The sequence below is a fragment of the Chryseobacterium lactis genome (assembly GCF_003815875.1).
Taxonomy (GTDB): Bacteria; Bacteroidota; Bacteroidia; order Flavobacteriales; family Weeksellaceae; genus Chryseobacterium; species Chryseobacterium lactis.
In genome coordinates, this window is the sequence record NZ_CP033924.1 from 4,185,200 (window position 1) to 4,206,025 (window position 20,826).

Here is a 20,826-nt window from a genome sequence, read left to right on the forward strand (position 1 = left end):
GAAATTTGATGTTTGAAATTTGAAATTGCTCATCGAATCTCAAATTTCAAATCTCAAATTGTTAATAATTTATGCGTTTTCAGCTAACATTTTTTGTCCAGCTTCGATCGCTTCTTCGATGGTTCCTTTCAAGTTGAAAGCAGCTTCTGGTAAGTGATCTAATTCACCATCCATAATCATAGTAAATCCTTTGATAGTATCTTTGATATCTACCAATGATCCTGGGATACCTGTAAACTGTTCTGCTACGTGGAAAGGTTGAGATAAGAATCTCTGAACTTTTCTAGCACGGTAAACCACTGATTTATCTTCTTCAGAAAGTTCTTCCATACCAAGGATTGCAATAATATCCTGAAGCGCTTTGTATCTTTGAAGAATTTCTTTTACTCTTTGAGCACAGTCGTAGTGTTCTTGACCGATAATTTCAGGAGCAAGAATTCTTGAAGTAGATGCCAAAGGATCTACCGCTGGGTAAATACCTAATGAAGCAATCTTTCTATCAAGTACCGTAGTTGCATCCAAGTGAGCAAACGTTGTTGCAGGAGCCGGGTCAGTTAAGTCATCCGCAGGTACGTATACCGCTTGTACTGAAGTAATTGAACCATTTTTAGTTGAAGTAATTCTTTCCTGCATCGCACCCATTTCAGAAGCAAGAGTTGGTTGGTAACCTACCGCTGATGGCATACGACCAAGAAGTGCCGATACCTCAGAACCAGCCTGTGTAAAACGGAAGATGTTGTCTACGAAGAAAAGTACGTCTCTACCTTGTCCGCTTTCACCACCATCTCTGTAGTACTCAGCTAATGTAAGACCAGAAAGTGCTACTCTAGCTCTTGCACCTGGCGGCTCGTTCATCTGTCCGAAAACGAATGCAGCTTTAGATTCTTTCATAGCTTCTAAGTCTACTTTTGAAAGATCCCAACCACCGTTTTCCATAGAGTGCATGAAATCATCACCATACTTGATAATTCCTGATTCCAACATCTCTCTTAAAAGGTCATTTCCTTCTCTCGTTCTTTCACCTACTCCGGCGAATACTGAAAGACCTCCGTGTCCTTTTGCAATATTGTTAATCAACTCCTGGATCAATACTGTTTTACCTACACCGGCACCACCGAACAAACCAATTTTACCTCCTTTTGCGTAAGGCTCCACTAAGTCGATTACTTTAATACCTGTAAATAAAACTTCTGCAGAAGTTGAAAGTTGATCAAATTTTGGAGCTTCTCTGTGGATTGGAAGACCTCCATCTTTAGAAATATTCTGAAGTCCGTCGATAGCATCCCCAACTACGTTGAAAAGTCTTCCGTTTACAGCCTCACCAATTGGCATTGTAATAGGATTTCCGTATCCGATTACATCCTGACCTCTTTTAAGACCATCTGTAGCGTCCATTGCGATACATCTTACTGTATCTTCGCCAATATGTTGTTCTACTTCTAAGATTACTTTTTCACCGTTTTCTTTTGTAATTTCTAACGCGTCATAGATGGATGGAATTGCTTCCACATCACTGAAGACAACGTCGATTACCGGACCAATAATTTGAGAAATTTTACCTTTAATTTGGTTTGCCATTGCTAAATTTTTTCTTGGTGCAAATATAGTGATTCTTCATAAACCCGCAATTGGTAAAAAAAAGATTTTTATCATGCTTTTTTATTCGTGTATCCATGTTACAGCTTGCCTATCTACTTATCAAATTTTCCGGTTAAAAATATTGGTTCATTGTTATATTGATAGATTGTTACATTATATCTATATTTGCAATCAAAAATTTTTCGTTTTGAAAGTTTTCAAGAATTTTAAAGATTATTCCTCTCAAAAGCCTCTGGCACTGTCTTTGGGGATGTTTGACGGAGTACATCTGGGTCATAAAAGCATCATTGATGAACTCATAAAAATAGGTACAGAAAATAATCTGGAAACCGCCATCCTTACTTTCTGGCCCCACCCGAGGTTTATTTTCAACCCAAATGAAGATTTAAAGCTTCTGAATACCTTGGAAGAAAAGAAACAGCTGGTTGAGAAATATAGCATTGATAACTTATTCCTGAAAGAATTTGATGAAGAGTTCAGAAACCTAACCGGTGAAGAGTTTGTACGTCAGATTCTGATTGATAAACTGAATGTAAAATACCTTATTATAGGCTACGACCACTCATTTGGTAAAAATAAAAGCGGGAATTTTGATCTTCTTGTGAAGCTATCCAAAGAACTTGATTTTGAGGTGGAACAGATGGAAGCTATTAATATCCACGAAAATAATATCAGCTCAACAAAAGTTCGTAACGCTCTTTTAGCTGGCAATATAAAAGAAGCGAATGAAATGCTGGGATACTCCTACTCTGTTTCAGGAACGGTAGTCCATGGAAAGAAAATCGGAAGAACAATTGGTTATCCAACAGCTAATATCGATACAGAATCTTTAAAACTTCTTCCTAAGAAAGGTGCTTATATTGTTGAAGTTGATGTAAAAGGCAATCAATACAAAGGCATGTTAAGCATTGGGACCAACCCAACTGTAAACGGTGAAAAGCTAACCGTTGAAGTCTATATTCTTGATTTCAATGATGATATCTACGATGAAAAAATAACGGTAAAGTTTAGGGATTTTCTTCATGACGAAATTAAGTTCGAAGGTCTTGAAAAGCTGATCGAAAGGTTGGATGAAGATAAAAAATTAACCCAAGAATTTAATTTTTAAAATATAAAAAAGGTTATCCAATGTTGGATAACCTTTTATTTTTCAGTATTATTAAGAAGACTATTTCAATACTTTTAAATAAACCTTCTGGGTCTCACCATTCAGTTTTACATTAGGAAATTGCTTATCGTGGTCGATAAATATATCTCCTTTTTCACCTGGCTTTCCATTTCCGTCGGAATCCCACGTTACAGCAATATAATATTTAACGGGTCCTGCAGGTTTTGGAGTAATTTTACTCTCCGCATCCTTAGGTACTTCTAAATCAATGGTAAACGGAACTGATTTTTGTTCAAATTCCTGTTCAGCAATTAAAGTCGCAGGTGCATCGGCTAATCTTTCATCAGCTCCATACAGACTTACTTTAAACTTAGGATTTTTAATCATAAATTTATCGGTTCCTGAAAACTCCAATTTCAAATTGTTTGTTCCCTCTGCATTAGCTGAAGCAGCAGGAGGCGTTTCCGTAGTACCGGCAGTACTTTTTTGTTCTTTCTTTGTACAGCTTGACAGCATCAATGTACCGGCTGCCATGAATAATAAAAGGTAATTTCTCATAAGTTCTTTATTTTATTAATGTTGGTTTAGATATTTCACTGATATTTGACAACAAATTTCATACCTAAAGACACCTCAACTTCCAGATTATAGGGAATCATTTACTGCATTCTGGGCTTTTTTGGTCAACGATTTAAAAACCAAATCGTAGGATTGATCGATAAGTTTAAAGATCAGATCTTTTTTCAAACCGTCTACCATCACGGAATTCCAGTGCGTTTTATTCATGTGATAAGCTCCTTCAATCTGAGGATACTGCTCGCGAAGCTCTGTACTCCATTCCGGATCTGTTTTTACATTGATCGATAAAGGCTGTCTTTCAAGTCCCATCAACAGGAACATTTTGGTATCTACTTTTAAAACAAGCGTTTCGTTATCAAACGGAAAACTTTCTGTAACTCCTTTCTTGGCAAGACAATAGTCTAATATTTCGTTGGCATCCATAATTTTTTATGAGTAATGAGTAATAGGCAATTAGTAATACGATTGTTGTATTCAATCTAAAAAATGATGTTCTGAAAGATAGTGTTCATAAGTTTCCGGTGAGACCAACAAACCAATATCGGTTTCTTTTCCATCTTCGTCGAATGTTCTGAACATAATCGTGTTCTGTATGCTATACATGCATATCTCTTCTCTTTTCATGTTTCCATTCTCATAGTATTCGTTCACCCATCCCATGACAACACCATTTCTGATCTCTTCTTCATACATAATCGTTCCGTTGGGATGATAATCAAACACAAGATAGCCGTTAAAATGTTCATTATTATAAAAAAATTCTTCCGCTGCCGTTTCTCCATGTCCGATATCATCGAAAGAGACCCGGATTTTATGTGGTTGTTTTAATCCCATAAAATGTTTAAACTTTAAATCAAATTTAGTAAATTTAGTAAAGAAAATACATCCCATCAAACGACATTGTTATGAAAGCTTTAGTAATCGGTGCTACAGGCGCTACAGGAAAGGATTTAGTGAATCAGTTACTCAGTGACAAAGATTTTGAAGAAGTCGATATTTTTGTACGAAAGCCTGTTGATATTCAGAATGAAAGGCTTAAAGTTCATGTGGTCAATTTTGAAAAACCTGAAGAATGGAAAGACATGGTGAAAGGAGACGTCGCTTTTTCGTGTCTGGGAACAACTTTAAAGGATGCCGGAAGCAAAGAAGCACAGAAAAAAGTAGACTTTGATTACCAATATGAATTCGCCAAAGCAGCCAGGGAAAATAATGTGGAAGATTATGTTCTGGTTTCCGCATACGGTGCAAGCCCCGATTCAAAAATTTTCTATTCCAAAATGAAAGGAGAGCTTGAAGAAGCCGTAAAACAACTTCATTTCACCAAAATCACCATCTTCAAACCCGGTATGCTGGAAAGGAAAGATTCGGAAAGAACCGGTGAAGTGCTGGGAAGCAGAATTATCAAATTTGCGAATAAATTTGGATTACTGGAAAGTCAAAAGCCTTTACCTACTGATATTCTGGCAAAGGCAATGATCAATTCTTCCAAAATAAAAAGTAATGGCTATTCCAGTATCAAGCTTGGAAATATCTTTTGTTTTGCTGAGAAAACTAATGAATAAGTACCAGCTAAAAACTCAAAGAAATTAATAATGAAGGAAGTTATTACCACTTATTATTTTGTGGTTTTACTTCCCATGCTTTGTCCTAATTTTTCATATTCGATGTCATTGGGTTCCCAAAGCTCTATTTTGTTGCCTTCAAGATCCATTATGTGGACAAATTTCCCGTAATCATAAGTTTCGATCTTATCCACAATGGTCACATTTTCTTTTTTTAACTGATCAACAAGTTTTTCAATATTTTCAACACGGTAATTGATCATGAAATCTTTTTCAGAAGGTTGAAAGTATTTTGTTTTTTCATTAAATGGACTCCATTGGCTAAATCCTTTTTTTGATTGATCAGCACCCTGATACCACTCAAATACAGCGCCATATTCATTGGTATTAAGACCCAGATGATCTTTATACCATTCTCTCATCTTTTTTGGATCTTTAGATTTAAAAAAGATCCCACCGATACCTGTGACTCTTTTGACATCGTCAGATTGAGCTTCTGTTGCTGCTTTGAAAGCAAATCCTAACATAAAAGAAGCCAGAATGCAAAGGGTAAAAATTATTTTTTTCATGAGAAATAGGTTATTTACAATAAAAAAAGTGGATGTACTCAACACCCACTTTGTAAAAATATACTTTTTTTTATTTATTTCAAATATTTCGTAATCGCCTCATCTGTAGGCTTAGTTGTACTTACAAAAGTATCGATTAGCTTTCCGTTTTCATCGATTAAGAATTTGGTGAAGTTCCAAAGGATGGTTGTGTTTTTCACCCCGTTTAATTCCTGTTCTGTCAAATATTTAAATATTGGTGCAGTATCATCTCCTTTTACAGAAACTTTAGCTGCCAATGGAAACGTTACGCCATAATTTTTCTGGCAAAAAGCTCCGATTTCCGTATTGGTACCAGGCTCCTGGCCTCCAAAATTATTGGCTGGAAAGCCTACGATGATCAATTTATCTTTGTATTGTTCGTATACTTTTTCCAGATCCGCATACTGTGGTGTAAAACCACATTCAGAAGCAGTGTTTACAATCAGAATTTTCTTTCCTTTAAAATCGGCAAAGTTAATTTCTTTGCCGTCAAGGCTTTCTACTTTGAAATCATATATTGTTTTTCCCATAAGTTCTTTGGTTTTAGCTTCAGAAATTTCACTTTTTTGATTGGTGCAGCTTTGCAGAAATGCAATAAAAGAAAGCAGCAGTAAAAAAACATTTTTCATTTTTATAAATTTTAAGCAGCTTGACTGCAGTTGAGTTTAAAACTTAAAAATATTAGCCGGAAATACTTTATTCACATCAATTTTGTTGAATAACATCACATAATCTCCGTCTTTCTTGGTGCTTGAAGATTCAATCCTGAAAGGCATCGTAAGGTTTCCCGCCTTTTTATAATCGGAATAGATTACCGTTTCATCTTTTTTCACTTCTTTTAAAAGCATATATGTTTTGGTATCGAAAAAATAGAGATTTTTATTCACATTCTTTGTCAATTCTACTTTGTGACAATAGATCTCTCCTACTTTTTCCTTTCCAAGGTATTTGGCTTCAAAACCTTTATTTTCCCAATCGATAAAATCGTTGTCGAAGCTTTCAGGCACATATTCAGGATATACCTGAAGTTTATTGGCAGCATAGTTCATGGCATAGCCTTTATTACCGTCAAAACCTTCAATAGCAGTTTCTTTTCCTCCGGTTACAATCAATGTTTTAGTAAGATTTGGGCGCTGCTGATAGATTTTAATAGGATATTCATCTTTGATTCCCAACACCACTTTTCCCTGAAGGAGTACCGAGTTTAAGAGCTTCCAATTTGTCAATCCTCCGGATAATTCAATATTTTTATCAATGATCTCCTTTGCAGTCTGTGCAAAAATTAAATGTGAAAATATCAGGCCAAATACTAAAAGTAACTTCTTCATTAATTTTATTTATAAATTCAAATATAAGGGGATTTAAGCGAAATTGCAAAAAGGGTGAGAAGCGAATCCAGCTTTTACCTCACGACATTTTTAAATTAATTTTCTTGCTTTTTCTAAATCCTCCGGGGTATCAATACCTACACCAACGAAATTGGTTTCAATCATTTTGATTTTCATTCCGTATTCCAGGTAGCGGATACATTCAATTTTTTCTGATATTTCAAGGGGTTTCATTTCCAATTTTGAAAATTGTAATAAAGCCTCTTTTCTGAAAGCATATACTCCAATATGTTTAAAATAGCTTATATCATAAGAAATTTCTCTATGAAAAGGAATAACAGAACGGCTGAAATAAAGGGCGAAACCATTGTTATCCGTAATTACTTTTACGTTGTTGGGGTTTTCAATTTCGTTTTTTTCAAATAATTTTATTTTTAAAGATGCTAAAGAAACTTCCTTATTGTCATCTTTTTTGAAAACTTCGATCAGCTGTTGTAAAGGTTCCAGTTTAAGGAAAGGTTCATCACCCTGAACATTGATCACAATATCACAATCAATATTCTCTACCGCTTCAGCAATGCGGTCACTTCCCGTCTCATGTTGCCCCGTCATTACAGCTTTTCCACCGTTTTTCACAATTTCATCCATAATAATTTCAGAATCTGTAGCAATAAACACCTCATCAAACAGTCCTGTTTCTACTACATTCTGATAGGTTGTGGTGATCACGGTTTTTTCTCCTAAAATCTGCATTAATTTCCCCGGAAAACGGCTTGCTTCGTATCGTGCAGGAATAACAGCGATTATTTTCATTCAATAAAAATATTAATTAAGTATTTCCAAACCATCATTTCAAAAGATGAATGATATGGCTTATTCAGACCAAAAATAGTGAAAACTATTTTAGTTTGTTCTATAAAATGCGGCATTCTGCTCCACTGTTTTGTAAATCATCTAATTTCCATCCTTTTCAAAAAACAAAATTCCCACATTTTCATTAAAAATGTGAGAATTGGGTATAGATTTTTATTAAATGAGTCGATGATTTAAAAAGATAGTTTTACTCCTACCATATTGTATTCCCATTGTCGAGACGCCATAAGGTCAAATTTATATTTTGTTTTTCCTATTGTTCCTTCTGTCGAAGTATATCGGCTTTTTGAGATTGTTTTTCCTATAAAATATCCCATTAACAGCGCTAGCGGATAGTCTGAAGCCCAGTGTACTTTACTTTGCATCATTTGAAAACATAAAGCTCCTGCTAAGGTATATCCTACCGGTTTGATCCATACGGCATCGGGGTAATTATCTGCAATCACTGTAATCCCGGCCATAAACGTTGTTAAGTGTCCTGACGGCATTGCATCATAATTGGATGTATTTTTACCAAATGCTGAAAAACTCGGGAACGGGTTCCAGGCTCCTCCTTTATTACCATTTTCTTCTGCAATAAACGGACTTTCTCTTCCGGTAATCCTTTTAATCGTCTGTGTGAAAACTCCGGAAAGAATTAAACTTTCCATCAATCCGCTTGCTGTGGCTTGAGCTCTGTAGTCATTTTTAATCAAACCATAGGTTCCGAAACCGATTCCTAGTAGCACCAATGTAGAACCATTTCCAATCAGATATAATGTTGACCCGATATCTTTTGGGATTTTAAAAACACCTCCAAGTTTGGTATAGTTATTATCCTTATCCATTCCCCATCTTTCGCCTAACTCTCTTGAATTATCAATTAATTTCTGATCAAACGGCAACAGGATCAATGTTGAAGCCACTGCACCTCCCAGATAATATGCATGATCTTTAGCTACAAAGTCTTTGTTGGTATTAATAAAGTTTCGGGGCAGCTTGGTTACAAAATCCAGAAGTTTTGGCTTTGGATAGGTTCTTACAGAGCCGTCTTTCAACGTATAGGTTTGTACTTTTGGTAAATCTTTGGATAGTTCGTGTGGTAATTCATTAATCTGCAATGTATCTGTTTCCTGTGAACATACTAATATAGAGACAGGTAATAGCAGAAATCTCAATTTTTTCATCGTCGTCGTTTTCAACCTTATTTATTCTTAGTTTATAAAAGCCCCAAAGGTAATTCCTAGTGGACTTTACTACAAAATATTTATTTAATTTTTAAGGTTTATTTAATTTTTTTCATATTAAACTGCGATCAGTTGATGTATTTAATCAAAAAAATAATTCCATAGATCCAGAAAATATACAAAGAGGAATAAAAAAGTCCGAAATATATACTTTTTAAAAGGTTACCCTTGCATTTCCCTGAATTTTTAAACACCAATCGTAAAGCTCTGAAAAAAATCCAGTATAACATTGCACTTAGGGATAAAACGGAAGACCAGAAGAAAAGTCCGAGTAAAGGTAAAAGAAATACCAGCAATATTGAAAATACGATCCATAGAACAAGAGAAAGAATAGCTCCTCCTATTCCATCTCCCACATCCGGAGGATCAATTTCGAAACCATTTATTGTTGGTGTTTTGCTAACATATCGTTTTAACCTTTCACTGTTTAAAATCCTTCCGATATTACTTTTAATTTTAAACCAAAATATAACCCTAAGGTGATAAACAAGAAAAATGATCCTGCCAAAATAGATGTTGATGCAATAGAGTTTTGAAACAAAGAACGATGAGAAGCTATTCCTGAAATCCATACACAAAGAATTACCAGTGCAATAATGGCTAATGTTGAATAAAATAAATACTTTGTTTCAAGAAAATATTTAGAGGAAAGCTTCATAGATGTGTTTTATATAAAAAAAGCTTCGACTCCACTTAGCTTGACACGGCTAATATGATTGAGTTGTTTTAACGATGTCATGCTAAGCGAAGTCGAAGCATATATTGTATGTAGAGATTACTTTAAGTTGTTCAAAGCACTTTCTAATTTCGGAAGCATTACTTTGATCTCATCGATCGCTAATCCTCCTACAGAAGCACGGAACCAAGGTTCAGATTTCTCTTCTCCAAATGCTGAGAAAGGAACTAAAGCAACTCCTGCATCATTGATAAGGTAGAATACCAGATCAGAAGAGTTTTCAATAGCACCACCGTCAGGTTTTGTTTTTCCGATATAATCTAATTTGATCGTCAGATAAAGAGCTCCCATCGGTTCAATACTGTCAACAGCAAGTCCTTTTGCTTTCAAATCCTGAATTCCTCCGTGTAGAACTTTTAAGCTGTTTTCAAGTTTTCCTTTGAAATCTTCTACAAATACATTTACGTTTTCAGGGTTTTCGTAGAATTTTGCAGTAGCTTCCTGCTCCGGTTTTGGCGCCCACGCTCCAACGTGAGTAAGAAGAGCCTTCATTTTATCAATGATATGAGCAGGCCCGAATCCCCAACCTACACGTACCCCTGTTGCAGCAAGACATTTAGAAATACCGTCAATATATATCGTATATTCTTTCATTTCAGGGAAAAGAGAAACGGGATCTACATGTTCTGCACCAAAAGTAAGGTTAGAATAGATCTGGTCATACATCAGGTATAACGGTTTTTGATCTTCTCCTCTTTTTTTGTTTTCAGCGATCACCAGCTCACAGATTTCTGAAAGTTGCTCTCTTGTAAACATTGTCCCCGTAGGGTTCAACGGTGAACAAAGAGCTAGTAAAACAGCTCCATCCAAATGAGGTCTCAAATCATCTGCCGTTGGCAAAAAGTTAGTTTCCGGCTTTGTCTTCACTTCTACTGCATTGGCAGAAGTAAGGTAAGCATAGTGGTTGTTATTCCAAGACGGTGTAGGATATATTACTTTATCTCCTTCGTCTACGATTGTTTTGTATACGGCATAAATCAATGGTCTTGATCCTGCTGTAATCAAAATATCGTTAGGAGAATAATCCAGGTTCCATCTGTTTTTTAAGTCTTTGGAAACTTCTGTTCTTAAAGATAAAAGTCCGTTGGCAGGTGGATAATTTGTCAGATTATTCTGATAGGCTTTCTGAATCTCTTCCTTCAGCAATGCCGGAATAGGATAGATATTAGAATTCAGATCACCAATAGTAAGATTGGCAATTTCTGCTCCCTTTGCTTTTAGATCATTTACTTCGTTACCAATTTTTACAATCTCAGAACCGATCAGGTTCGCTGCTAATTTTGAAACTTTCACTTTATTCTTATTTAAAATTTACTAATAATTTCTTTCTATATTGATTCTCTTCTCAATTTGATCTACCGGCATTTGGGCATCAAAAAGGGCTATTAGTTCTTTTGCTTTTTTTGCCGTATTGGAATTCGGATATTTTTTTATAATTCTGCTGAATTCCGCTCTGTTTTCATCGTATAGTTTTCCGTCTCCCTTTTCATAGTTTCTTTCAAAGGTTGGCGTGTTGTCCATTCCTAACAAATAGTCATACAGATAATTATTATAATTCTGTTTCACCGTTTTAATCAATTTGCTGTTGGGATATTTATTCATGAAATTTTCCCAGAACATCAATCTGTCACCCAATTCTTCCCAAGTAATAATTAATCCGGCATCTGCTGCGTAATTGCTTTCACTTTCTTTGTCAGTTTGTGAAATATAGGCATTATAATCAGGAGTGACTTTATTTTTAAAAATAGAAGAATAATATCCCGGAATAGTCCATATTTCAGTCATTCCTTCTCCTACTTCTCTAAATTCAAGACCTGTTTTTTTTAATTCAGCCGAAAGCTTTTTTACATTTTCAGGAAGCTTATAAGATTCGCTTTCAGAATCATAGTAATTGATATATTTATCCAAAATACCGATATGCAATTTGCTGAGACCTTCAATATATTTTTCTCTGATCTTAGCAAAATCTTCGTATCGTTTATTATTCTGTTCAGGACTTCCTGTTGCTATATCCTGCTCTGTTTTGGACTTGTAATATTCAAGGGATTTAATATAATCCTCAGTTGTATTTTTAGAAGAATATGCCGTATCAATTGGCTTATATAATTCTTCTTTGACCTCTGTTTTAGCAATTGAATCATTCGCAGGCTGCTTACCGGAAGTTGCAGCTTCCTTTTTACAGGAAACTACAAAAACGGATATCATACAAATTGCTGTAATTCTTTTTATCATTTGTTCCGATCAGGAAATTAATCCAGTTTTAAATCTGTTTTAACAGCCTGAATTTTAGCTTCCAATGATTCTAATTTATTTTTAAAATCTGCTTCAGAAGAGATAGAGTCTTTTACTGAAACATAAAATTTAATCTTAGGCTCTGTTCCTGAAGGTCTTACACAAACTTTTGTTCCATCCTGAGTATAATAAATCAATACATTCGATTTTGGAATATCGTTCATTACTTTCTTTTCACCTGTAGAAACTGTAAGGCTTGTCTGTTCCTTGAAATCCTTCACTTCTTCCACTAATGATCCTGCTAATTCTTTTGGAGGATTTTCACGGAAATTTTTCATCATATTCTGAATTTCTTCAGCACCTTCTCTTCCTTTTCTTACAATGTTGATTAATCCTTCATAGTACATTCCCAAATCTTCATAGATCTCGATCATATACTGATACATCGTTTTTCCGTTGGCTTTACACCATGCAGCAATTTCACAAGCTAAAAGGATACTTCCGCACGAATCTTTATCACGCACAAAATCTCCGGTCATGAAACCAAAACTTTCTTCACCTCCGCAAACAAATTTTTGTGTTCCTTCCGCTTCACGGATCATTTTTCCGATCCATTTGAATCCTGTAAGACCTACTTTACATTCCACTCCGAATTTCTGCGCGATATCATAGAAAATATCTGAGGTAACAATCGTAGAACCAATGAATTCTTTTCCTGTGATTCTCTCTTGTTTTCTCCATTCATTCAAGATGTAATAGGTAAGGATCGTATTGGTCTGGTTACCGTTTAACAATTGCATTTCACCATCAAGGTTTCTTACGGCAATTCCTAATCTGTCACCATCCGGATCTGTTCCGATCACAATATCTGCATTGGTAATTCTTGCCAGATCCAATGCCATTTCCAACGCTGCAGGCTCTTCCGGATTTGGAGAATCTACGGTTGGAAAATTCCCGCTTGGAATCATTTGTTCTTTTACAAGATCTATCTTTTTAAATCCGGCTTTTTCCAATGCTTTTGGAATTGTTGTATAAGTTGTACCGTGAATAGAAGTGAAAACAATATTTAAATTTCCTTTCCCAACATTCTGATAGGTAGAATTTTCGATACAAGCATCAATATATATATCATCCTGCTCCTCTCCGACCCATTCGATCAGATCATCATTTCCATTGAATTTAATTTCATCAAATTTCACAGAATATACCTCATTGATGATCGCTTCATCATTTGGCGGGACAATTTGTGCTCCGTCATTCCAGTACACTTTATAACCGTTGTACTCTGGTGGATTGTGAGAAGCCGTTAATACAATTCCTCCGTTACATTTTTTATCACGAACCGTGAAAGAAAGCTCAGGAGTCGGTCGGTGATCTTTGAAAAGCAATACTTTTATGCCATTGGCAGTCAAAACATCAGCTACCAATTTTCCGAATTCTTTTGAGTTATTACGAACATCATAAGCGATGGCTACTTTGATCTCTTCGCCCTTGAATTGTGCCAGCATATAATTGGCCAATCCCTGAGTTGCCTGTCCTAATGTATATTTGTTTAAGCGATTGGTTCCTACTCCCATTATTCCACGCATTCCTCCTGTCCCAAATTCCAATTCTCTGTAAAAAGAATCTTCCAGATCAGGAGAATTGCTGTCGATTAATAATTGTACAGCATCTCTCGTTTCTTTATCAAACGTATCACTTAACCAAAGTTTCGCTTTTTCTAATGTTGTCATATTTATGTTAAATTTTTGAAGGGCAATAGTTATGTTGTATTGACTCAAACTTCTGCCTTTATTTATTATTTTATTTTTTAATTTAAAAACTGGAAAAAGAAGTATGATAAACTACCGGTTCTCCCGGCTTTTAATCCAGTTTCTTATTCTCAACCTTTGTTGTCTTATCAATTTTAAAAGCTCTGATCGGATCATTATAATAGACAAATTTTGCCGTATTTTGGATATGTCCTTTTAGCGAATCTTTTACATTGACTTCAGCATAATTTCCGTTTTTAGAATCAATATTCAGGTTCGTAATTTTCCAGTAAGGAGCAATTAAACTTGCCGTATCTGAAATCTTAATCACTGCTTCTTTAGTCAATCCTAAAAAGTTGGCTCTGCTTCTGTTATGCATTTCCACTTCAGCTCTTCTTGTATTCACAGATCCCATGAAGGTAGCATAATTTTTTAAATTAAGCCTGAAATTATCAGTCTTGATTTCGCTTGAAATATTCATTTCTACAGAATCTGAAATCGCTACTTTTTCAAGGTTATATTTTGAATAAATCGTTACATTGTAAAAGTCGACCCCTTTTGTTCCTCTTTTTTCCTTGATGGAAAGAGTCTTGTCTTTTACATCTACATCAAGGTTACCGGCTACATTCGGGTAGGTTTCTATTTCTACAAAATTCTTCGGTCCTCTGGCATAAAATACCCGAAATTTTCCGTCCAGATCTAAATTAACAAATTCAGAGACATCCACATCTTTCTTTTCAATATTTCCTTTTGGTGAAACCTTTCCACAGGAAACTACCGCAACCAGCATCAATGTGTATACAATTTTCTTCATATTTATCTTTAAATATTCTATTATAGTCGTAGTGGCCAAACATGACCATTCCTATTGAAAATTCTCAAAGTCTTTTTTCAGACTCACTTCAGAAAACTTCCAACAGTATTATGTAACAAAAATAGGATTAAAATTTTTAAAAAACTTTGTCTTTTGACAATAAAATACCTGATAATTTTCAATTGTTTACTTTTCAGGAAAAGACTCTTTCTTCTTTTCTCTTTCTTTTGCTTTTAAGTTCAAAATACAAAGAGCACTCTGCTAACAGAGTGCTCTATATTCTATTTCATTATTAAACTATAATGATTGAAACAAGTTATAGTTTTTTTATTTTAGCTATTTTCAATTGAAGTAGTATAAATCACTGAAAACAAAATAATTGCAACTATAATTACTGCAATAATCAAAGGCTTCCATATTGCTTTCTGAGGATATTTTTCTTCATCCGGAAAATATTTCGGCATAAGATAATATGAAAGCAAACAGCCTCCTCCAAGACCACATAAATAAGCTAGTGAACTTTTAGGATTTTCTGGAATATTTACAATAATTACTGTAAGAATCGTTAATAGAATAGAAATTGCCAAAACTGTATATGCTTCCTTCTTTTTGTTAACCTCAATTAAATTTTGGTATAACAAAACCCCTCCGAAAAGAGTTGAAAGAAAAATAGAAAATCCTAAAATGGCTTTTTTAGAATAAATTTTGGGCAATTTTTCTTCCATTATATCACTTCGTCGATATTATAATTCTTATGCTCACGGTTGGTTCTGATAATCATTTCTCCCAGGAATCCGGCAACAAACAGCAAGGTCCCCATGATCATCATTGTTAAGGCGATGAAAAACCAAGGATTATTGGTGATTAAATGGCCATAAATTCCTCTCGAAACATCGATCAGCTTTGATAATCCCAACCAAAGGGCAGAAAGAAAACCGAAAATAAACATCAAGGTTCCTACAGCTCCGAAGAAATGCATTGGCCTTCCTCCAAAACGACTTACAAACCAAAGGGTTACCAAATCCAGGAAACCTCGGATAAATCTTTCGGTTCCGAATTTTGAAGTTCCATAAGGTCTGGCCTGGTGTTGTACTTCCTTTTCAGTAATTCTTCTGAATCCTGCATTAGCAGCCAATACCGGGATATAACGGTGCATATCACCGTAGACATCAATGGATTTAACTACCTGTTTCTTGTACGCCTTCAAACCGCAATTAAAATCATGAAGCTCAACTCCGGAAACTTTTCTGGCTGCCGCATTGAATAATTTTGACGGAACATTTTTCGTCATTACATTATCGAAACGCTTCTTTTTCCAACCGGAAACGATATCGTAGTTGTCGTTGGTAACCATTTTATATAATTCCGGAATTTCTTCAGGAAAATCCTGTAAATCAGCATCCATGGTGATCACAACATCACCGTTTGTTCGTTCAAATGCAGCGTGAAGTGCTTGTGATTTTCCATAATTTCTGGAAAATTTAATGGCGTGGATCTGAGGATATTGTACTTTCAAATTCTCAATAATGCTCCACGATAAATCCGTACTTCCATCGTCTACAAACCAGATCTCATACGATAAACTATTGGATCTGCAGACGTTGTCGATTCTTGAAAAAAGCTCTTCCAAAGAGTCTTCTTCATTCAGTAGCGGAATAACTATAGATAAATTCATTTAATTTTTAATAAAAATTAGGCTTGATTTTCTTCTTCGGGTTGATAAATTGTTCTTGTTCTGAAAAATGCCCCGAAAAACACCGACAAAACTACGTAAAATATAAGAATCGCTGCAAAATATCCTGAAAAATGACTTGCGGTAAGCATATCTTTTCCTTTAACAGCTTCAGGAGTGAAGCTTTCCAATCTTTCTTTGTACTTCTGATCCAGCTCATCAATATCTTTCTGATGTTTTAAAATCTTCCTTGCAGAAGTATATTCTGTATCCAGTTCTGATTTTTGTCTTTGAACATATTGATAGTTCAACAGCTTTTTAGCATCAGTATCTGCAAAGTTTAAGAAAGCATAAATGCTGAAAATAGAAAGAATTCCACCGATGAACATCGGGACAAAAGCTCTTTTGAAAGCTTCTTTAAAACTAACTACTCTATGGTTGTTCCAATACAATTTCACCGACCAAAATGCAGCACCCGCATATAAGATAGGCAGAACGAATGCATTGGCTTTCAGGGAAATATCAAAATAGTTAATTCCTGAGAAAAAAGTGTATACTACAAAGAAAACGATCATTGTAGCTATAAAAAGTATAATTCCTAGTGTTGATGGACTTTTCGTCATATTTAAATTTTTAGAAAAAAGTTGAAAAATTATTCCCCTAAACGTCAGTTGATTAGCTCTACCACTGCATTTTTTCAACTAATTTTCTTTGATAAAGTTTTGAAGTTAATAAAATATTCCTACCTTTGCAACGGCAAGTCCTAAACAACCAGCTCCTGAGAATCCTCCAGGGTGGGAACGCAGCAAAGGTAATCGGTCGTAGCGGTGTGATTTAGGTAGCTTGCCATTTTTTTTGTCTTAAAGTAAGAAGAGAGGTAATTTGATAATTATCTTTTTTTGTTTTTAATACCTTTTGCATTATTTCCATTTTTTCTAATTTCAGATTACCCCGGTTAATTACTTGATTAAAATTCGAACGTCTCGCCTAGTTTTGGTAAAACAAGTTCTACATTTTTATCAGCGAAATGTTGTAAAGCACTTTCATGATTGATCTCAATAGCAGGGAAAGTATCAAAATGACATCCGATTACTTTTGGAGTTTTCAATAATTCTGCTGCAGCAAAAGATGCTTTTCTAGGACACATGGTATAGTGACTTCCGATTGGAAGGATAGAAAGGTCTATGTTTCCATACAATCTTGGAAACAGCTCCATATCAGCCATTACTCCTGTATCACCTGCCAAATAGATATTCTTACCTTCAGGTAATCTGAAAATATATCCCACAGGAACGCCTCCATAGCTTCCGTCAGGGAAAGAACTTGTGTGATGAGCCGGAACCATGGAAATTTTAAGATCGTCGATTTTTGCCGACCCTCCTAAGTTTACATCGTCTTTATTTTTAGCCTGTGTAAAGTATCCGCATACTTCAGGTACTCCAATTACGGTAGCCTCCGGATAATGCTGTAACACTTCTGCTACATCCGCGATATGATCCCCATGAGCATGAGTCAACAGGATGTAATCAATTTTCTGAGCGGTAATATCAAAACCTGATTCCGCTTTTTTGTAGTTGTAGAAAGGGTCACTTAAAATTGTCTTGTCCTTGTATGTGAACAGGAAACAATTTTGCCCTAAGAATTGTATTTTCATTTTAAATTTAATTTTAAAATATTATTAAACGCAAATGACTCAAATAGTTTCGTAAATAACACCATTCGTGAAATTCGTGAAAGCATTTATGTCATCCCTGGTTTATTCTTTTTTTTATTTTATGTAAGCTCTATTTTTCAACTGAAATTTCCCCTGTTTTTGAATTAATTTTGGCTAAAAAATACAAGGGTGCTTCTTCCTTATTTCTCTTGTCGTTTTTATTTGCGAAGCCAATATAATAAGCCTCATTATATATATAAATAACTTGATAAAATGAATCTATATCATAAGGACTCTTTTCTACACTGAAGTTTTTATCAAAAGAGCTTTTGTAGATTGCAAAAGCTTGTGTACTTGAAATTTCTGCATTCTTTTCTATTTCAATAAAACCAGTACTCCCTGAGTATTTTTTTTCATTACAACCGAAAAGAGAAAATAAACCCATAATAATTATATATTTTTTCATTTGTTAAGGATTTGGCCAATCAATATCTTCTTGTTTAATAACTGTAATTTTTGCTAATTGTCCTGAATGCTGTTTAGAAGTGCTTACAAATGCATGCAAATCTTCTAACAATCCTTTGGGAGTTTGTGTAGTATCAGGGATCCAGTTTTCTCCTCTAGTTTTAAAAGAAAATGCATCTTGAATTGCAGACTTTACTGCAGTTGTACATTGCTCTCCCGCCCATGGAAATACACTATAAATTTTAAGATGTTTATATCTTTCTTGCCACCACCTCATCATTTTCTTAGCTTCATTATCTTTTACGTAAAATTCTATTTTATGAACTTTTCCATAAATATTCGTTCCATCGTTATACCAGTCTAAATTAATAAAACTTAAAACCTCACTTAATTTTACATCTTCAGGTATTTTATTTAACCTTTTTGCAACCATTTCTCCCCACCATGGTCTTCCAGGTGCATTTTTGAAATCAAGCGTATTTTCATCTATATTAACAATATCATCTTTATCACCGTCATTATTAAAATCTACATCATAATCTCTTTCATTCATTGGAACAATTTCTCCTGAAGAATTTTGATTTGGAGTTCCATTATTATTCAAATCATAATCAGGTCCATAATCAAAATATTGCTCTCCTATTGCCATAGCTGAATGTCCTGCAAGACCTTTTGCACCCCAACCTGTTTCTTTAGAATGCGGCAACTCTATCAAAACTGTAATCAACACTTCTTTTTCATACAGCAGCAGATAGTTATCGCTATCATGAGGTAAGCTTACTATATTACCTTTGTATTCACATTTTACATACAGCTCCAACTCATCGCCTTCAAAGTTTTCCAGCAAAAGAGCACGACTTCCTTCTCCCGTTGTCCATTCAATAAAGCCTTTGTTACCTATTATTTTAACTTTATTATAATCATTGGTAGTTCCTTGTATGGTAAGGCTAAGTTTATCATCCAGAAATTCTGCTCCATCGGAATCATATACCGCAAAAATGATTTCATCTCCGCCATCTACATGCTCAGTTTCTATATGAAAACGTATAGTATCTCCGATTCCGGCTTCTTTTATAGGACGATTATGCTTATCTGTCCACCAGCCTCTCACAAAATACATGGAGAGAAGCTTTCTTTTGATGGGCTTTTTTATATCAAATTCCACTCCTGGCGACATAGGCTAAAAATATTTGATGGATAAAATTCAAATTTTTGTCAGGAGTTAATATAAATAAAAATTTAATTATTCTGATGGAAATTTATCTTCAATAAGTCTCAGATTGATCCCATGTTCCAGATACGCTTTGCAACCGTCTAATACCGTTGTAAAGCCTCCTGTATTGTCATTAACCTGTCTAAGAAGATCTTCGCCGGTTTGGCTGAATCCATAGCTTTTAATCACCACAAGAGTTCCTTTTTCCATAGTTTTAAACTCATAGTCTACATGAACCGAAGGTTCTCCCCACTCTGTTTTGATCAACTGATTTGGAATAACCTGATGAACATTTACGACATTTTTCACACCGTACATTTCCCATTCCCAGGTTACCGTTTTACCTTCTTCCAGTTTACCGGTTGATTTTGTAAACCAGAAATTAGTCGTTACTTCAGGATTGATAAATGCTTCAAAGACATCTTCAATCGGTTTTCTGATAAGCATTTGAGCTTCAACATAGACATTAGAACTCATGATATAATATTTTAGATTTAGTTAAATAAATTAAGTCCGGCTGCTGTAAGAATTGCCATTACAAACGTCATGATCCCAACCTGCTTCAAATATTGATCTAATTCTTTCGGCTCTTTTACAGACATGATATTTCTTCTTAATTTCGTCAATGGAAATAACAAAATCATGACGATGAATACGTAATAATTTTGCTGCTGTATAAATCCGTTTATCCCTAAAAAGATAAGGACTAATATCAATGGAAGTTGTAACAGGATCATTTCATAGATCATAGCATTTTTGAATCCGATTCTTAATGCAAAACTATTTTTTCCTGATAATTTATCACTTTCAATATCCCTCATATTGTTCAGGTTCAAAACAGCCATACTCATCATTCCTACAGCAGTTCCCGGTAACAGCATATCCCAGCTGAATGTTTTTGTAAACAGGAAATAGCTTCCACATACAGAAACCAGCCCGAAAAAGATGAACACGAAGACGTCTCCCAATCCCATGTAACCATATGGTTTCTTCCCTACCGTGTATCCGATTGCCGCCAAAATACAAGCCACACCTAAACCAATAAAAATATAAAATTCATTCATATAGTTCGGAATGAAAGCAACATATAATAGCGCAATGGTAGCAATGAAAGACAATGCTGAAAAAAGAATGACAGCATTTTTCATTTGTTTTGCTGTAATTTTCCCTGAGGCAACTGCCCTCGCTTCTGCTTCATTGATTCTCTTTGCGTCGGTTCCTTTTACTCCATCGCCATAATCATTGGCATAATTTGATAAAATCTGATATAAAAGGGTTACCAAAAGTGCCAGCGCAAAAATTTTCCAGTCCCATATTCCACCTTCTCTGTAAAGTCTCCATTTTGCAATGAAAGCTCCCATAATAATTCCGCTTAATGATAGCGGTAAAGTTCTGAGCCTTGCGGCTTTTATCCAATCAGTCAT

24 protein-coding genes and 1 other RNA gene are annotated in these 20,826 nt (G+C 35.0%); 3 read left to right on the plus strand and 22 right to left on the minus strand.

Annotated features, from left to right (window positions below):
- Positions 1-69: 69 nt before the first annotated feature.
- Entirely contained in the window at positions 70-1,578 is a 1,509-nt protein-coding gene (gene atpD / locus EG342_RS18555) for a F0F1 ATP synthase subunit beta (RefSeq protein ID WP_103292320.1), read from the minus strand.
- A 208-nt stretch (positions 1,579-1,786) separates the two neighbouring features.
- Between atpD and EG342_RS18560 the strand changes: the two genes are divergently transcribed.
- Positions 1,787-2,707 carry a bifunctional riboflavin kinase/FAD synthetase gene (locus EG342_RS18560; RefSeq protein ID WP_103292319.1) on the plus strand — a complete coding sequence of 307 codons (921 nt, stop codon included), beginning with the start codon at positions 1,787-1,789 and terminating at the stop codon, positions 2,705-2,707.
- Between the two features lie 60 nt (positions 2,708-2,767).
- On the opposite strand, the gene EG342_RS18565 is transcribed toward EG342_RS18560, so the two are convergent.
- The 3 genes from EG342_RS18565 to EG342_RS18575 all read right to left on the minus strand — a co-directional run bounded on the left by EG342_RS18565 (position 2,768) and on the right by EG342_RS18575 (position 4,120).
- A complete protein-coding gene (locus EG342_RS18565; RefSeq protein ID WP_246008659.1) occupies positions 2,768-3,265 on the minus strand; it encodes a hypothetical protein in 498 nt (165 codons plus the stop codon).
- 87 nt (positions 3,266-3,352) lie between these two features.
- Positions 3,353-3,709, minus strand: coding sequence for an MmcQ/YjbR family DNA-binding protein (locus EG342_RS18570; protein WP_103292318.1), 357 nt, complete (start codon positions 3,707-3,709; stop codon positions 3,353-3,355).
- A gap of 51 nt (positions 3,710-3,760) precedes the next feature.
- The gene (locus EG342_RS18575) at positions 3,761-4,120 is read right to left on the minus strand and encodes a toxin-antitoxin system YwqK family antitoxin (protein WP_103292317.1); all 360 of its coding nucleotides are present in this window, start codon (positions 4,118-4,120) and stop codon (positions 3,761-3,763) included.
- A gap of 71 nt (positions 4,121-4,191) precedes the next feature.
- Between EG342_RS18575 and EG342_RS18580 the strand changes: the two genes are divergently transcribed.
- Positions 4,192-4,848 carry an NAD(P)H-binding protein gene (locus tag EG342_RS18580; protein ID WP_103292316.1) on the plus strand — a complete coding sequence of 219 codons (657 nt, stop codon included), beginning with the start codon at positions 4,192-4,194 and terminating at the stop codon, positions 4,846-4,848.
- A 53-nt stretch (positions 4,849-4,901) separates the two neighbouring features.
- Here EG342_RS18580 and EG342_RS18585 read toward each other — a convergent pair whose 3' ends face one another.
- The 13 genes from EG342_RS18585 to EG342_RS18645 all read right to left on the minus strand — a co-directional run bounded on the left by EG342_RS18585 (position 4,902) and on the right by EG342_RS18645 (position 16,693).
- Positions 4,902-5,417 carry a VOC family protein gene (locus EG342_RS18585; protein WP_317126827.1) on the minus strand — a complete coding sequence of 172 codons (516 nt, stop codon included), beginning with the start codon at positions 5,415-5,417 and terminating at the stop codon, positions 4,902-4,904.
- Positions 5,418-5,491: 74 nt separating this feature from the next.
- The gene (locus tag EG342_RS18590) at positions 5,492-6,067 is read right to left on the minus strand and encodes a glutathione peroxidase (protein ID WP_103292315.1); all 576 of its coding nucleotides are present in this window, start codon (positions 6,065-6,067) and stop codon (positions 5,492-5,494) included.
- Between the two features lie 36 nt (positions 6,068-6,103).
- Positions 6,104-6,766 (minus strand): histidine kinase, encoded by a 663-nt coding sequence (locus tag EG342_RS18595; RefSeq protein WP_103292314.1) that lies wholly within the window; start codon positions 6,764-6,766, stop codon positions 6,104-6,106.
- A gap of 90 nt (positions 6,767-6,856) precedes the next feature.
- On the minus strand, positions 6,857-7,579 hold the full coding sequence (gene kdsB / locus EG342_RS18600) for a 3-deoxy-manno-octulosonate cytidylyltransferase (protein WP_103292313.1): 723 nt from the start codon (positions 7,577-7,579) through the stop codon (positions 6,857-6,859).
- A 233-nt stretch (positions 7,580-7,812) separates the two neighbouring features.
- Positions 7,813-8,805: a phosphatase PAP2 family protein gene (locus EG342_RS18605; RefSeq protein ID WP_103292312.1), complete on the minus strand. Its 993-nt coding sequence runs from the start codon at positions 8,803-8,805 to the stop codon at positions 7,813-7,815.
- A 128-nt stretch (positions 8,806-8,933) separates the two neighbouring features.
- Complete coding sequence (locus EG342_RS18610; RefSeq protein ID WP_103292311.1) at positions 8,934-9,437, minus strand: hypothetical protein; 504 nt, start codon at positions 9,435-9,437, stop codon at positions 8,934-8,936.
- 203 nt (positions 9,438-9,640) lie between these two features.
- Positions 9,641-10,894, minus strand: coding sequence for a pyridoxal phosphate-dependent aminotransferase (locus EG342_RS18615; protein ID WP_103292310.1), 1,254 nt, complete (start codon positions 10,892-10,894; stop codon positions 9,641-9,643).
- A gap of 21 nt (positions 10,895-10,915) precedes the next feature.
- Positions 10,916-11,833: a hypothetical protein gene (locus EG342_RS18620; RefSeq protein ID WP_103292309.1), complete on the minus strand. Its 918-nt coding sequence runs from the start codon at positions 11,831-11,833 to the stop codon at positions 10,916-10,918.
- 17 nt (positions 11,834-11,850) lie between these two features.
- Entirely contained in the window at positions 11,851-13,566 is a 1,716-nt protein-coding gene (locus EG342_RS18625) for a phospho-sugar mutase (protein ID WP_103292308.1), read from the minus strand.
- Positions 13,567-13,696: 130 nt separating this feature from the next.
- Positions 13,697-14,398, minus strand: coding sequence for a GIN domain-containing protein (locus EG342_RS18630; protein ID WP_103292307.1), 702 nt, complete (start codon positions 14,396-14,398; stop codon positions 13,697-13,699).
- Between the two features lie 332 nt (positions 14,399-14,730).
- Positions 14,731-15,123 (minus strand): hypothetical protein, encoded by a 393-nt coding sequence (locus EG342_RS18635; RefSeq protein ID WP_103292306.1) that lies wholly within the window; start codon positions 15,121-15,123, stop codon positions 14,731-14,733.
- Positions 15,123-16,073 carry a glycosyltransferase family 2 protein gene (locus tag EG342_RS18640; protein WP_103292305.1) on the minus strand — a complete coding sequence of 317 codons (951 nt, stop codon included), beginning with the start codon at positions 16,071-16,073 and terminating at the stop codon, positions 15,123-15,125. Before EG342_RS18640 ends, EG342_RS18635 begins: the two co-directional genes overlap by 1 nt.
- Before the next feature lie 17 nt (positions 16,074-16,090).
- The gene (locus tag EG342_RS18645; RefSeq protein ID WP_103292304.1) at positions 16,091-16,693 is read right to left on the minus strand and encodes a DUF4199 domain-containing protein; all 603 of its coding nucleotides are present in this window, start codon (positions 16,691-16,693) and stop codon (positions 16,091-16,093) included.
- A gap of 131 nt (positions 16,694-16,824) precedes the next feature.
- Here EG342_RS18645 and ffs point away from each other — a divergent pair.
- Positions 16,825-16,922: signal recognition particle sRNA small type (ffs, locus tag EG342_RS18650), an RNA gene on the plus strand.
- Positions 16,923-17,037: 115 nt separating this feature from the next.
- On the opposite strand, the gene EG342_RS18655 is transcribed toward ffs, so the two are convergent.
- The 5 genes from EG342_RS18655 to menA all read right to left on the minus strand — a co-directional run bounded on the left by EG342_RS18655 (position 17,038) and on the right by menA (position 20,826).
- Positions 17,038-17,724 carry a metal-dependent hydrolase gene (locus EG342_RS18655; RefSeq protein WP_103292303.1) on the minus strand — a complete coding sequence of 229 codons (687 nt, stop codon included), beginning with the start codon at positions 17,722-17,724 and terminating at the stop codon, positions 17,038-17,040.
- Between the two features lie 130 nt (positions 17,725-17,854).
- Positions 17,855-18,190, minus strand: coding sequence for a hypothetical protein (locus EG342_RS18660; protein ID WP_103292302.1), 336 nt, complete (start codon positions 18,188-18,190; stop codon positions 17,855-17,857).
- A 3-nt stretch (positions 18,191-18,193) separates the two neighbouring features.
- Entirely contained in the window at positions 18,194-19,366 is a 1,173-nt protein-coding gene (locus EG342_RS18665) for a hypothetical protein (RefSeq protein ID WP_103292301.1), read from the minus strand.
- A gap of 66 nt (positions 19,367-19,432) precedes the next feature.
- Positions 19,433-19,879: an SRPBCC family protein gene (locus EG342_RS18670; RefSeq protein ID WP_103292300.1), complete on the minus strand. Its 447-nt coding sequence runs from the start codon at positions 19,877-19,879 to the stop codon at positions 19,433-19,435.
- Between the two features lie 17 nt (positions 19,880-19,896).
- On the minus strand, positions 19,897-20,826 hold the full coding sequence (gene menA, locus EG342_RS18675) for a 1,4-dihydroxy-2-naphthoate octaprenyltransferase (protein WP_103292299.1): 930 nt from the start codon (positions 20,824-20,826) through the stop codon (positions 19,897-19,899).